Annotated in this window: 11 protein-coding genes and 1 pseudogene; 9 read left to right on the top strand and 3 right to left on the bottom strand. The window is 70.7% G+C overall.

Annotated features, from left to right (window positions below):
* Positions 1-89: 89 nt before the first annotated feature.
* Together BLW76_RS05825 and BLW76_RS05830 are read left to right on the top strand one after the other, a co-directional pair.
* Positions 90-1,725 (top strand): annotated as a pseudogene (locus BLW76_RS05825) (cation:proton antiporter).
* 108 nt (positions 1,726-1,833) lie between these two features.
* Entirely contained in the window at positions 1,834-2,331 is a 498-nt protein-coding gene (locus BLW76_RS05830; RefSeq protein WP_091304829.1) for an OsmC family protein, read from the top strand.
* Here the strand turns inward: BLW76_RS05830 and BLW76_RS05835 are convergent.
* Entirely contained in the window at positions 2,328-3,614 is a 1,287-nt protein-coding gene (locus BLW76_RS05835; protein WP_091304830.1) for an adenylosuccinate synthase, read from the bottom strand. The genes BLW76_RS05830 and BLW76_RS05835 overlap by 4 nt on opposite strands.
* Positions 3,615-3,726: 112 nt before the next feature.
* On the opposite strand from BLW76_RS05835, the gene BLW76_RS05840 reads away from it, so the two are divergent.
* The 3 genes from BLW76_RS05840 to BLW76_RS05850 all read left to right on the top strand — a co-directional run bounded on the left by BLW76_RS05840 (position 3,727) and on the right by BLW76_RS05850 (position 6,258).
* Positions 3,727-4,371 carry a hypothetical protein gene (locus BLW76_RS05840; protein WP_091305776.1) on the top strand — a complete coding sequence of 215 codons (645 nt, stop codon included), beginning with the start codon at positions 3,727-3,729 and terminating at the stop codon, positions 4,369-4,371.
* Between the two features lie 123 nt (positions 4,372-4,494).
* Positions 4,495-5,133: an HNH endonuclease family protein gene (locus BLW76_RS05845; protein ID WP_167384484.1), complete on the top strand. Its 639-nt coding sequence runs from the start codon at positions 4,495-4,497 to the stop codon at positions 5,131-5,133.
* An 18-nt stretch (positions 5,134-5,151) separates the two neighbouring features.
* Positions 5,152-6,258 carry a glycosyltransferase gene (locus BLW76_RS05850; protein ID WP_091304831.1) on the top strand — a complete coding sequence of 369 codons (1,107 nt, stop codon included), beginning with the start codon at positions 5,152-5,154 and terminating at the stop codon, positions 6,256-6,258.
* Here BLW76_RS05850 and BLW76_RS05855 read toward each other — a convergent pair.
* The gene (locus BLW76_RS05855) at positions 6,242-8,122 is read right to left on the bottom strand and encodes an FAD/NAD(P)-binding protein (protein ID WP_091304832.1); all 1,881 of its coding nucleotides are present in this window, start codon (positions 8,120-8,122) and stop codon (positions 6,242-6,244) included. The two genes, BLW76_RS05850 and BLW76_RS05855, sit on opposite strands and share 17 nt — an antisense overlap.
* A 174-nt stretch (positions 8,123-8,296) precedes the next feature.
* Here BLW76_RS05855 and BLW76_RS05860 point away from each other — a divergent pair, with 174 nt between their 5' ends.
* The 3 genes from BLW76_RS05860 (at position 8,297) to BLW76_RS05870 (ending at position 11,636) form a co-directional block, all read left to right on the top strand.
* A complete protein-coding gene (locus tag BLW76_RS05860) occupies positions 8,297-8,593 on the top strand; it encodes a hypothetical protein (RefSeq protein WP_091304833.1) in 297 nt (98 codons plus the stop codon).
* Between the two features lie 298 nt (positions 8,594-8,891).
* Positions 8,892-10,151 carry an MFS transporter gene (locus BLW76_RS05865; RefSeq protein WP_091304834.1) on the top strand — a complete coding sequence of 420 codons (1,260 nt, stop codon included), beginning with the start codon at positions 8,892-8,894 and terminating at the stop codon, positions 10,149-10,151.
* Between the two features lie 318 nt (positions 10,152-10,469).
* Positions 10,470-11,636 carry a sensor domain-containing diguanylate cyclase gene (locus BLW76_RS05870; RefSeq protein ID WP_091304835.1) on the top strand — a complete coding sequence of 389 codons (1,167 nt, stop codon included), beginning with the start codon at positions 10,470-10,472 and terminating at the stop codon, positions 11,634-11,636.
* Here BLW76_RS05870 and BLW76_RS05875 read toward each other — a convergent pair whose 3' ends face one another.
* A complete protein-coding gene (locus BLW76_RS05875; RefSeq protein ID WP_091304836.1) occupies positions 11,637-12,281 on the bottom strand; it encodes a TetR/AcrR family transcriptional regulator in 645 nt (214 codons plus the stop codon).
* An 88-nt stretch (positions 12,282-12,369) separates the two neighbouring features.
* Here BLW76_RS05875 and BLW76_RS05880 point away from each other — a divergent pair, with 88 nt between their 5' ends.
* Entirely contained in the window at positions 12,370-13,593 is a 1,224-nt protein-coding gene (locus tag BLW76_RS05880; RefSeq protein ID WP_091304837.1) for a lipase family protein, read from the top strand.
* Positions 13,594-13,626: the final 33 nt, after the last annotated feature.

Here is a 13,626-nt window from a genome sequence, read left to right on the forward strand (position 1 = left end):
AGTATGCATGTGGGGTCCGACACATTCCACCGCTTTTCCGCTCACCGGAAGCCCAGCGAGGCCGTGCGACCTGCGGAAAGATCGGCCCAGTGGAAATTTTGACGCTGATGGGCGTGCTCGCCGGCTCGCTCGCGCTGACGGCGGTCGCACGGCGCTGGAACCTGTCCGCGCCGCTGCTGGTGGTGGTCGTCGCGCTCGGCGTCGCGCTGATCCCCGGGGTGCCGCGGCTGGAGCTCGAACCCGAGCTGATCCTCACCGTCGTGCTGCCGCCGCTGCTCTATTCGACGTCGCTCGAGAGCTCGCTGACGCACTTCAAGACCAACCTGCGGCCGATCATCGCGCTCGGCGTGGTGCTGGTGGCGGTGACCGCGGTGGTCGTCGCCGTCGTCGTGCACCTGCTGCTGCCGGACGTGCCGTTCGCGTCGGCACTGGTCCTCGGCGCGGTCGTGGCGCCGCCGGACGCGGTGACGGCGGTGGCGATCGGGCGCAAGCTCGGCCTGCCGCGGCGGGTGATGGCCGTGCTGACCGGGGAAAGCCTGGTGAACGACGCCGCCGCGCTGACGCTCTACAAGGTCGCGCTCGCCGCGGTCGCGGGCACCGCGAGCTCGGCCGGGCACGGGTTCGCCGTGTTCGGCGTGGCGACCGTGCTCGGCATCGCGGTCGGCCTGGCGATCGGCGCCGTCGTGGTGCTGATCCGGCGGCTGCTCGACGACCCGCTGATGGAGTCGGCGTTCGGGATCATCGTGCCGTTCGCCGCGTACGTCACCGCCGAGCACCTGCACCCCTTCGGCGACGACTTCAGCGGGTCGGGCGTGCTCGCCGTCGTCGCGGCCGGCCTCTACCTCGGCCACCGTTCGCTGTACGCGTCACCGGCGACCCGCATGCAGGACAGATCGGTGTGGGCGTCGATCGACGTCCTGCTGGAGGCGCTGGTGTTCGCGCTGATGGGCCTGCAGTTGCCGTTCGTGCTGGACGGCGCCCAGCACGCGGCCCGCGACAACGGCACGCTCGCGCTGGTCGCGGCGGCCGTGCTGGCGGTGACGATGCTGGTGCGGATTCCCGCGGTGTTCGTCTCCGCGTACCTGCCGCGGGCGATGCGGCTGTTCGGCCGCGGCCGCGCGGCGCCGTCGTGGCGGGTACTGGCGGTGGTCTCGTGGACGGGCATGCGCGGGGTCGTCACGCTGGCGGCCGCGGCCGGGGTGCCTGCCGGGACACCGGGCCGCGAGGAGATCCAGCTGTTCGCGTTCACCGTGGCGATCGGGACCGTGCTGCTCCAGGGGCTGACGCTGCCACCGCTGATCCGGGCGCTGAAGGTCGAAGATCCCACGGAAGCATCGCGGGACGAAGCGGAAGAGCTCGCCGCGCGCGAAGTCGCGAAGCAGGCGGCGCAGGAACGGTTGCGCGAGATCAGCCGCGAGCGGCTGGCTTCGCTCGACCTGCCCCCCGGAGAAGGTGGACCGGCTCAAGGAGCGGCTCCAGCGGCTGATCGACATGCGCTACCGGTTCGCCAAGGCGGCGATCACGCTGTCCGGCGAAGAGCATCCGGGAAGTCCGCAGGCCCAGTTCGCGAAGGCCCGGCGCGAACTGCTGATCACCCAGCGCAAGGCGATGATCGAGGAAAACCGCGCGGGCCGCCTCGACGACGACGTGCTGCGGAAGGTGTTGCGGGAACTGGACCTGGAAGAGCTGGCCGTGTCGGCGACTATCCCGAACCGGTTGAGCTAGCAAGCGCTTCCGCATGCCGGACACCCCGGCTCCCAACGCATGAGAACCCGAGCGCCCGGAAGTGAAATCGCCCACCCTGAAGCAAATCACGATCTTCAGGAGAGCCCCATGTCGCTGACCGAAGTCATCGAAGGCACCCGCAAGGCCGTCGACGCCGATCCGCACAACGCCGCCGTCTCCTTCAGCGTCGACAACGTTCTCAAGCCGGGGACGCGGACCGAAGTCGAGGTCAAGGTGCGGGACCACAGCTTCACCGTCGACGAGCCGGCCGCGCTCGGCGGCACCGACCAGGCCGCCAACCCCGTCGAGTACGCGCTCGCCGCCCTTGGCTCCTGCCAGGTGATCACCTACCAGTTCTGGGCGGCGAAGCGCGGGATTCCGCTCGACTCCGTCAAGGTCACCGTCGACGGGGACCTCGACCTGCACGGCTTCTTCGGCTTCTCCTTCAACACGCGGCCCGGTTTCGGGGACGTCCGCGTGTCCGTGGAACTCGAGGGCCCGGCGAGCCGGGAGCGCTACGAAGACCTCAAGCGCGAGGTCGACGAGCACTGCCCGGTGCTCGACCTGTTCCGGAACGAAACGCCCGTCAGCACGAAACTGACCTAGACGAACTGGTGCCGGACGATCGTCTGCTCGCGGCCCGGGCCGACGCCGATCGCGGAAATCCGGGCGCCCGACAGCTCTTCCAGGCGCTCGACGTACGCGCGGGCGTTCGCCGGGAGCTCCTCGAACGTGCGGCACGCCGAGATGTCCTCGAACCAGCCCGGGTGCTCTTCGTAGATGGGAATCGCGTGGTGCACGTCGGTCTGCGTCATCGGCATGTCCTGGGTGCGGAATCCGTCGACTTCGTAGCCGACGCACACGGGAACCTTCTCCAGCCCCGACAGCACGTCCAGCTTCGTGAGGAAGTAGTCGGTGATGCCGTTGACGCGGACCGCGTACCGCGCGATCACCGCGTCGAACCAGCCGGTGCGCCGCGAACGGCCCGTGGTCACGCCGAACTCGCCGCCCTGCTTGCGCAGGTATTCGCCGGACTCGTCGTGCAGCTCGGTCGGGAACGGGCCGGAGCCGACGCGGGTGGTGTACGCCTTGAGGATGCCGAGCACCGTCGTGATGCGGCCCGGGCCGATGCCCGAGCCCGCGCTCGCGCCGCCGGACGTCGGGTTCGACGACGTCACGAACGGGTAGGTGCCGTGGTCGACGTCCAGCAGCGTGCCCTGTGAACCCTCCAGCAGCACGGTTTCGCCGCGCTCCAGCGCCTGGTTGAGCTGCAGGCGCGTGTCGGCGATGCGGTGCGCGAACTTCTCGCCGGCCGCCAGCACCTCGTCGGCGACCTGGTCGGCGTCGAGGGCCTTGCGGTTGTAGACCTTCACCAGCACCTGGTTCTTGAACTCCAGCGCGGCTTCGACCTTCTGGCGGAAGATCTTCTCGTCGAGCAGGTCCTGCACGCGGACGCCGACGCGGGCGATCTTGTCCTGGTAGCAGGGCCCGATGCCGCGGCCGGTGGTGCCGATCTTGCGGCTGCCGAGGTACCGCTCGGTGACTTTGTCGATGGCCACGTGGTACGGCATGATCAGGTGCGCGTCGGCCGAGATCAGCAGCTTGGACGTGTCCACGTCCCGCGCTTCGAGGCCGGAGAGCTCGTCGAGCAGCACGCCCGGGTCGACCACCACGCCGTTGCCGATGACGTTCGTCACGCCCGGGGTGAGGATGCCGGACGGGATGAGGTGCAGGGCGAAGTTCTCGCCGTTCGGCAGGACGACCGTGTGACCGGCGTTGTTGCCACCCTGGTACCGGACGACCCACTGGACGCGGTCACCCATCAGGTCGGTGGCCTTGCCCTTGCCTTCGTCTCCCCATTGGGCACCGATGAGCACGATGGCCGGCATGTGACACTCCAGGTGTTCGACGACTGAGGTTTAGTGTCCCGGACGGACACCGGTGGCGCTGACGAAATGCCGGTGCATGACTGTAACGGAGGACCTGCGGGTGCGCGGAATCGTGGTGGCCTGTGGCGACGACGCGGCCGGCTTCGAGGACGTCGACGACGTCGAGTCGGTCCGGGTGCCGAGCCGTCCCGGCAAGGCGGAAATCGACCCCTTGCTGGGCGAACACGATCATCTGGTCGTCTCGGGGACCGACGCCGACCTCGCCGCGGTCGTGCTGCGCCTGCTCCGGAAGGACGCGCTCTCCGGCGTGTCGGTCGGGTACGTCCCCTCGTCGCCGGACTCGGTCGTCGGCGCGCTCTGGGACCTGCCGAAGACGCCGCTGCGGGCGCTCGCGCTGGCCTTGCGCGGCGAGGTCGACCCGGTGCCGCTGATCCGCGACGACGTCGGCGGCGTGCTCGTCGGGCGCGGGCAGCTGCGGATGGTCCGCGGCGTGGCCTACGCCGACGAGCAGGTGGCGCTGCGCGGGCCGGCCACGTCGATCGAGGTGACGCCGGACCCGGACGGCCCCGGCCTGGCCGTCCGGGTCGTGAAGGGCACCATCTTCAAGCGGCCGTCCACCCTGTACTCGCGGGCGTTCCAGATCGGCTGCCTGCCGACCCGGCCGGTGCTCGACGACGTCGTCCACGAGCGCGCGGTGAACAAGTGGACCTGGTACCGGCACACGGAGGACCTGCGGCTGGTCCGCGGCGCCGGCTGACCGTACGGTGACCCGCGGGTCACGCGGTGTTCATCGACGGGCAGCAACCTGTCACCTATACGTGTTGTACCGGCCACTCTCGTGCTTCAGGGTTAGCTGTCCCCACTACACGGAGGCAGCAATATGCCAACCAGGCGTGCTGTGCGTCATTCGTTCACTGTGCTGGCCGTCACCGCGGTCCTCTCCGGCACCCTGGCCGGCGTCGCCGACGCGACGCCGCCGGGCATCCCCTCGGCCACCACGGCGAAGTCCGAGCTCGCGACCTTGACCGTCAAGGCCGACGGCTCGCAGACCGGCTACAGCCGCGACAAGTTCCCGCACTGGATCGACCAGGGCAACAGCTGCAACACCCGCGAAGTGGTGCTCAAGCGCGACGGCACGAACGTGGTGACCGACTCGAGCTGCGCCGCGACCTCCGGCAAGTGGGTGAGCCCGTACGACGGCGCGACCTGGACCGCGGCGTCCGATGTGGACATCGACCACGTCGTGCCGCTGGCCGCCGCGTGGCGCACCGGCGCGTCGTCGTGGACGACCGCGCAGCGCCAGGCCTTCGCCAACGACCTCACCGATCCCCAGCTGATCGCCGTGACGGACAACGTCAACCAGGAGAAGGGCGACAAGTCGCCCGACCAGTGGAAGCCGCCGCTCGTCGGCTACTGGTGCACCTACGCGAAGATGTGGGTCGCGGTGAAGTACAAGTTCAAGCTGACCATCAACTCCGCCGAGAAGACCGCCCTGACGGACATGCTCAACCGCTGCTGACGCCGGTACGCTCGGGCGGTGCGGATCTTCTTCTCGTGCCGCCCGGCGTACGGCCACCTCTTTCCGCTGCTCCCGCTGGCGAACGCGGCGCGCGGGGCCGGGCACGAGGTCGTCTTCGGCACCGGCGAGGCGTTCGTCCCCAAGGTGCGTGAACTCGGCTTCGAGACCCACCGCGTCGGCATCTCCATCCGTGCCGCCGAGGCCGAAGCCCAGCGGCGGCACGGGGAGGACGCCGGCTTCCTCGAACTCGGCATCACGATGTTCGCCGAGCTGCTGCCTGAGGCGACGATCGCCGACCTGCGACCACTGCTGCCGGAGCTGCGGCCGGATCTGGTGGTCTACGAGCAGAGCGACGTCGGCACCGGTGCCTTGGCGCAGCAGGCGGGCATCCCGGCCGTCTCGCACGTGATCGGCCGGTCGATGCCGCCGGAAGTCCTGTCCGTCGCGGCCGAGCGGCTGGCGCCGTTGTGGGGCAGGCTGCCCGCGGACGCGATGCTCGGCGACGCCTGCGTCGACGTCTGGCCGGACAGCGTCCGCGATCCGGGCACGGCGGCCGTGCCGAAGGTGTTCCGGATGCGCCCGACGCAGTACAACGCGGCGGTCCCGCTGCCGGCGCTGCCGGAAGACGGCTTCGTGTACCTGACCCTCGGCACGGTGGTCCACGGCGCGACGCAGGTGCTGCGCGGCGCGATCGCGGCGTTGTCTCGGCTGCCGGTGGACGTGCTGGTGGCGGCCGGCCCGGGTGATCCCGCGGCGCTGGGTCCGGTGCCGGGGAACGTGCGGGTCGCCGGGTTCGTGCCGCAGGCCGAAGTGCTGGAGCACGCGGGCCTGGTGGTGCACCACGGCGGCACGGGGACGGTGCTCGGCTCGCTCGCCGCGGGTCTGCCGCAGCTGGTCCTGCCGCAGGGCGCCGACCAGTTCGTCAACGCGGAGACGCTGTCGGCGCTCGGCGCGGCCAAGGCCTTGGTGGGCGACGCGGTCCGGATCGACGCGATCGAGGCGGCGGTGCGCGAACTGCTGGACGACCCGGCAGCGCGAGCGGTCGCGCAGGGAATCGCGGCCGAAATCGCCGGGATGCCCGCGCCGGAGGAGGTGCTCGCCGAGCTCGTCAGCTGGGCGGGCTGACCAGCGCCAGGATTTCGCGCGCCACGGCGTCGTTCTGGCGGAAGGACAACGCGTTCGTCCGCGGCCGGGTGAACGCCGCCGCCGAGCGTGCGCTCGTGTGCGGGCCCACCGCGAACCGGTGCGGGTGGGGGCGGCCGGTCCCGTCGAGCAGCCGGGAGTCCGAGACCCGCGTGTGGATGCGGCCGGACGGCAGCGAAGCGCCCGTTCCCGGGTCCGCCACCGTCTCCTCGGCCAGTTCGCCCGCGTCGCGCAGCTGCCGGAGCAGGCCGTCGGCCGCGCGGCGCACGCTCGGGTCCGGCAGGCGCGCTTCGATCAGCGTGCGCGCCTCGACCGTCTCCGGGTGACTCGCCGACGACGCCACGAAGACGCCGCGCTCGGCCGTCACGCGCATTTCCGCGCCCGCAAAGGAAACGATCCCCGCTTCGTGCAGGGCCAGCAGCTCCTCCAGGCGACGCGGCGGCGGCCCGCTCGCGTAGTAGGAGAAGAACCCGTGGAACCATCCGTCCATATCGGACACCTGTGACCCGGCGGCCAGCCGTCCGTTGTGGACAAGGACGGGCAGCTGGCCGTAGACCGAGAGCAACGCCATGAAGGCACCCAGGTCGGCGCTGAACTCCTGGTCCGCCCGCCGCGCCAGATCGGCCTCGACGTACTTGCGCAGTTCCTTGCCGAACTCCTCGGCCGTGCCGAAGGTGCGGCCCGCCATCGGCCGGTCCAGCCGGTCGAGGTCGAGCCGGTCGGCCTCGGCGGGCACCGCCCGCGCCACGAGGTCGCGCATGGCGGGCGAATTCCAGTCCAGGTCGGCGAAGGCGTCGGCGAACACGGCGAAGTCCAGGCGCACGCGGTCCGGGTGCCCGGTGAACAGCTCGCTGTAGTAGCCCCAGGCCAGTTCCTTCGCGACCAGCGGCCAGACGTCCCGGCGGAAGTCGAGCACGTCGCCGGCCAGCGCGTCGATCGCGTAGGCGTCGAAGAACCTGGGCAGCCGCAGCGGTTTCCCGCGCAGCCGGTAGCCGATCTTCGCGTGGTAGGGCACGCCGCGGCGCGAGCCGACGTGCAGCACCGGCTCGGCGCCGCTCGGGTGGTAGCGGAGGCCGCCGCACGGAAGGTCCTCGAACCGGCCGCCGCGGCCCTCGGTCAGCAGCAGCATCAGGTCGACGAACGCCAGCCCGAACCCGCGCACCAGGACGGTTTCGCCCGGCTCGACGCCCGCGTAGTCGACATCGGCGGTGTAGCCGGCCGGGTAATAGGCCAGCCCGTGCCGCGCGGCGAACGCCACCAGCTCGCGCTCCCGGTCGTCGGGTTCGGCGTCGAGGTGGCCGACGGTGAAGACGACGGCGTCCGCCGCGACCGCCGTCCCGTCGGACAGGTGGACGGTGTCCCCGTCGACGCCGGTCGCGCGCGCCGCGTGCTCGACGACGTCGATGCCGTCGGGCAGGTCCTCGACGACCTTCCGGTACACCCACGTCAGGTAGGCGCTCTGGAGGCGCCGGGTGGGGAAGTCGAAGGGGTCGAGCGCGGTCAGCTCGGCGACGACGTCGGACGGCACGTCGGCGTCGAGCCCGCCGGCCCGCACCTGCCGCGCCCACTCCAGCAGCGACGGCCCCCGCCGCACCGGGCCCGCCATCCGCACCGAGTCGTCGGTGAACATCGTGACGTCCTCGGGCATCGAGTTCATCCGCAGCAGCGGCGACTGGTCGTAGCGCCACACGCGGCCGGGCCCCGGCGGGAACGGGTCGATCAGGTGCACCTCGAGCCGCCGCCCGCCGAGGAGCGCGCCCGCGTTCGCGCCGAGCCGTTCGAGGACGCCGACCCCGCGGGGTCCGGCGCCCACGACGGCCAGGGTGAACGGCGCGAGATCGGCCACGAACCCGAAGCTACGCCGGGGCCGGGGCGCCGGACGGCCTTCCCACGGAGCGGAACCCATCCACCGCGCGACCGGCTCCGAAGGCCTGGGGTACACCGGCGAAAGGAGCGAACTTGACCTTCGTCCACCACCGAGGCGCCCGGGCCTCTGCCGCATGCTTCCACCGGCGAATACTTGGCCGATGAGATCGGCTCGCCGCACCGCGTCCACACCGCGCAGGACGTGGTCGGCACCCTCCTCCGGGGAAACTGGGCGATCTTCGCCCACGAATGGGCCGATCCGGACGGGATCGACCCCGAGCACTGGCAGGACGTCGTCGAGGCCGCCGCGGAGGCGGCCGGGGTCGACGTCGAGTTCGTGGTCATCCCGCGCCGGTCCCTGACCGTCGTGTTCAACCGGGCCGTCCCGCCCACCTTCGAGCAGGTCCGCGCATCGATCGAGGTCATCGAACGCTCGCGCGGCAAGGGCTGAGCCACCTCGCGTTCGCGAGGTGGCTACTTTTGCCTCTGGCGACCGACCGGGCGGTACGGAATGATCGATTGGTGACTCCTGGGCCACCGGTCAGACACTGCGGGCTATCGTCTGACCCGTTCGGGAAAGCTCCGTGACACCTTGGATACCAGCGAAAGAACCTAGAGATTTACCAACAGTCACGGGACACTGGCTGGGGTAACTCACGTACCGTGACTGCCTCATGACCGACTGATCCGTCTCGTCACCGTTGGTCATGGGACGGATGCGGTCTGCACAAGAGGTCGGGAGAAAACGCATGGCAGCACCGCCGGATCGCGTCACGTTCCGCGAGGTGTTCGGGGTCGCCGAGTTCCGCGCGCTGTGGTTCGGCGAGCTGCTTTCGATCGCCGGCGACCAGCTGGCCAGGGTCGCGCTGTCCATCCTCGTGTTCACCGGGACGAACTCCGCGACGCTCACCGGCCTGACCTACGCGCTGACGTACGCGCCCTCGCTGCTGGGCGGCATCTTCCTGACCGGCTTCGCCGACCGCTTCCCCCGCCGCAGCGTGATGGTGCTCGTCGACGTGCTGCGGGCCGCCCTGATCCTGCTGGTCGCCATCCCCGGCATGCCGTTCTGGCTGATGTGCGTGCTGGTCGGCGGCGTTTCCCTGGTCAACCCGCCGTTCAAGGCGTCCCAGCTGGCACTGCTGCCGCAGGTGCTCGAAGGCGACCGGTTCGTGGTCGGGATGGGCATCCGGAGCATGACCGTGCAGAGCGCCCAGCTGCTCGGCTTCGCCGGCGGCGGCGCGCTGCTGATCGCCCTCGACCCGCACGTCGCGCTGCTCATCGACGCCGCCACGTTCGTGCTGTCGGCGCTGTTCATCCGGTTCGGCCTGCGCGCCCGGCCGGCCGCGGCGACCGGCGAGCAGCGCAAGTCCTTCTTCGCGACGCTCGGCGGCGGTGGCCGGACGGCGTTCGCCAGCTCCCCGCTGCGGACGCTGGTGCTGTTCACCTGGTTGATGGGGCTCCTGCCGGTCTACGAGGGCATCGCGGCACCGTACGTCGCGGCGGCGGGCGGCGGCCCCGAGGCGATCGGCCTGCTGCTCGCGGCCGACCCGATCGGCAGCGTCATCGCGACCTTCGTCTACACGCGCTGGGTGCCCGCGCGGCTGCGGCCGAAGCTGATCGGCCCGCTGTCGGCCCTGTGCGCCGTGCCGCTGGTGGTTTGCTTCCTGAACCCCGGACCGGTCTCCTCGATCGTCCTGTTCATCGTCTCCGGCGGCCTGGGCACGGTCTGCCTGCTGCAGGCGACCGCGTCACTGACCCTGGCCGTGCCCGACGAGCAGCGCGCGCAGGTGATGGGCCTGTCCAACACGGGCCTGACCACGATGATGGGCATCAGCCCGCTGGTCGGCGGCGTGCTCGCGGATCAGCTGACGCCGCACGCGACGGTCGGCATCTTCGGCATCGCCGGGATCGTCCTCACCCTGCCGCTGGCGGCACTGTGGACCAGAGCCATGTCGAGCGAGCCCGAAAGATGGGTCGACAAAGAAGCCGCACGCGCCGAACATGCTTGACATGCCCCGCGCGTGGGCTCGACCTGCGCGACCTTGCGGTGCGCTGTGCGGTCACTGATCTTTGCCGCGCATCGCTGGCCACCTCTCGTTCCGGTGTCAAACAAAAAGTACACACCGAAAGCCCTTGTGGACAGCACGCAAACGGTCTGAAACTGTCCGTGAGTAGATTGTCACTGATCACCTGCGCAAGGGGCTGGGGGAAAAATGGTCACATCGGGGGAACGGTCTGGACAAGCCACGGCTCGTGGTGTTGCCGACTGGGCACTGTGGACCCGGCCACGAGCCTGGGTCGCCGTCACGCTCACCGCGATCGCCGTCATGCTCGCCTGGACCATGGCGGCCACGCTCACGATCCCGGTCACGCTCGCGAACGTGGGGACGTTCGCGCTGCTCACGGCCCTGGCGGTGGCCCAGACCGAGGTCAGCAGGCGCATCGAGCGCCAGCGCCGGATCCTGAGCAACGGCCCGCACATCAACATGACGTCGGTCTGGCTGCTGCCCGCCGGGCTGCTGGTGCCGCCGCAGCTGGTGGCCGTCCTGGGCACGGTGCTGTACGTCTACCTCGCGTTCCGCAGCTGGTCGGGTACCCGTCCGGGTGAGGCCCACCGCGTGGCGGCCAACGCGACCACGATGATCCTGTCCGGCTTCGCCGCCGGCCTCGTCGCGGAGCTGTTCAGCGGGCACGGGATGGTGGCCGTCGCACTGGCCGCCGTCGCGTTCTTCACGACCAACACCGCCCTGACCGGCCTCGGCCTGTACCTGGCCGCCCCGGAGAAGGCGACCGTCGAGGGCTGCCTCGGCAACATGGACGACAACCTGCTGGAGCTGGCCACCCTGTGCGTCGGCGGCCTGCTCGTCATGGTCCTGACCACCGAGCCGCTGCTGTCGGTGCTGGTCATCCTGCCGCTGTACGTGCTGCAGCGGTCCGTGCTGATCAAGCGGCTCGAAGAGCTGGCCACCACCGACCAGAAGACGCAGCTGCTCAACGCCACCACCTGGCAGGACGGCGCGCAGCGCGAGATCTCGCGCGCGGAGCGGGAGAACGGCAGCTTCGGCGCCATGATGATCGACCTCGACCACTTCAAGCGGATCAACGACACCTACGGGCACCTCGCCGGCGACGACGTGCTCAAGGCGGTCGCCGCCGTCGTCAAGCAGGAGACCAGGGCGCACGACCTGGTCGGCCGGTTCGGCGGCGAGGAGTTCGTCGCGCTGCTGCCGTCGACGTCCAAAGAAGACGCGATCGTCACGGCGGAACGGATCCGGCAACGGGTCAGCGAGCTGATCATCAGCACCACGACCAACGAGGGCGCCGCCGTCGACATCGAACGGCAGACGGCGTCCATCGGCGTCGCCGCCTACCCGCTGGACGGTTCGTCCATCGAGGAGGTGATGGCGTCCGCCGACGCGGCCGTGTACGCGGCCAAGCACGGCGGGCGAAACCGGGTGGTGGGGTCGGCCGCGGCGGCCTTGGCCGCGGCTTAGCTACCGCAACCGGTCGATGACGTCGCTCGCCTTGGTCTGCAGGCGGGCGACACCGCCGACGGTGAACTCGGTGAGCAGGTCGATCAGCGCGTCCTGGTCCGGCGGCTCGCCGTCCCAGGTGGCCTGGACCAGCGACTCGGTCATCGCGAAGAAGAGCGTGACGAGCGCGCGGTCGGCGCGGCCGGAGTCGATGCCGTGCGCGGCCCACCGCTTGCGGCTGGCTTCGGCGTAGACGACGGCCAGTCTCTCCCTCAACCGGGTGAGGGCGGGGTCGCCCGCGCGCTCGGCCGCGCGGAGCACGCCGTACCCCTCGGGGTGGTCGGCGACGAAGGTGACCATGTTGGCGTAGTTGGCCCGCGCCCAGGCCCGCAGGCCGGGCTGCTCGTCGGCCACCGAAGGACCCGCGATGGCGGTGAAGGCCCGCTCCTCGGTTTCGGCCACGACCTCGGCGAACAGCGTCGCGCGGTCGCCGAACTGCTCGTAGACGGCCTGGCGCGAGACGCCGGCTTCGCGCGCGATCTGCTCGATCGTCGCGCCCTGCATCCCGTGCTGCGCGACGACCCTCGCCGTCGCGCTCAGCACGCGGGCGCGCTGCTCCGAAACGGGGAGCTTGCGCGGCCGCCCACGCGGAGCCGGGCTTGACATGGTGGTCCACCTCACGTGATTCTTTTTCCGACACCTCTGTCTAAAAAGGTGTTCCCCGCGCACCCGCCCTGCTCAACGAGGAGCAAGCATGCGTATCTTCCCCCGCCGCGCCCTGTCCGCGGCCGTCGCCACGATTTCCGTCGTGGCGTTGGCGGCGCTCGGCCCGCCTTCCGCCTCCGCCGCGTCCTTCTACGACCCGCCTTCGCCGCTGCCCGCCGGCAGCAACGGCGACGTCATCCGGCACGAGGCGTCGACGTTCTACATCGATCCGATCAAGCTGATCAAGGCCGACGCGAACGTGCAGCGGATCATGTACCGCAGCACCGACACGCACGGCTCGGCGATCGCCGTCACCGGCACGGTGCTGACCCCGCGGTCGGCGTGGCACGGTACCGGCGTCCGCCCGATCGTCTCCTACGCCGTCGGCACCCAGGGCGAGGGCGACGACTGCGCGCCGTCGAAAGCGCTTGCCGCGGGTTTCGAGTACGAAGGCCCGTTCATCGCCGGGCTGCTGGCGCGGGGGTACGGCATCGTCGTCACCGACTACGAAGGGCTCGGCACGCCCGGGGACCACACGTACGTCAACCGCGCTTCGCAAGGGCACGCGGTGCTCGACGCGATCCGCGCGGCGCAGCGGCTGCCCGAGGCGGGCCTGCCGGACGACGGCCCGGTCGCGATCGCGGGCTACTCCCAGGGCGGCGGCGCGTCGGCCGCGGCGGCGGAGCTGCAGCCGGGCTACGCCCCCGAGCTGAAGCTGAAGGGCGCGTACGCGGGGGCCGTGCCGGCGGACCTCGCCGAGGTCGCCAAGAACCTCGACGGCCACTACGCGGTCGGCTTCCTCGGGTTCGCGCTGGTGAGCATGAACTACGCGTACCCGGAACTGAACATCCCGGCGCTGCTCAACGCCCGCGGGAAACAGCTGTTCGAGCAGGTCCGGACCGAATGCACGGTGGAGGCGATCGCCGGGCACGCGTTCACACAGTCCTCGACGCTGACCAACGACGGCCGCTCGCTCGTCGCGTACCTCGGGGAGGAGCCGTACCGGTCACGCGTGGCCGAGCAGAAGATCGGCTCGCTGAAGCCGACGGCGCCGGTGCTGATCGTGCACAGCGCGCTCGACGACATCGTGCCCTACGCGCAGGACCGCGACCTGGGCCGGACGTGGTGCGGCAAGGGCGTGCAGGTGCAGTTCAGCACGTCGCTGGTGCCGACGCACGTGCTCGGCGCGGTGCGGGCGTACCCGGAGGCGTTCGCCTGGCTGGAAGGCCGCTTCGCCGGGCTGCCGGCGCCGGTCAACTGCGGCTGGTTCTGACCCCCTCCCGCGGGCGTCGTGGGTGGTAAGGCG

This window comes from Amycolatopsis tolypomycina (genome assembly GCF_900105945.1).
Taxonomy (GTDB): domain Bacteria; phylum Actinomycetota; class Actinomycetes; order Mycobacteriales; family Pseudonocardiaceae; genus Amycolatopsis; species Amycolatopsis tolypomycina.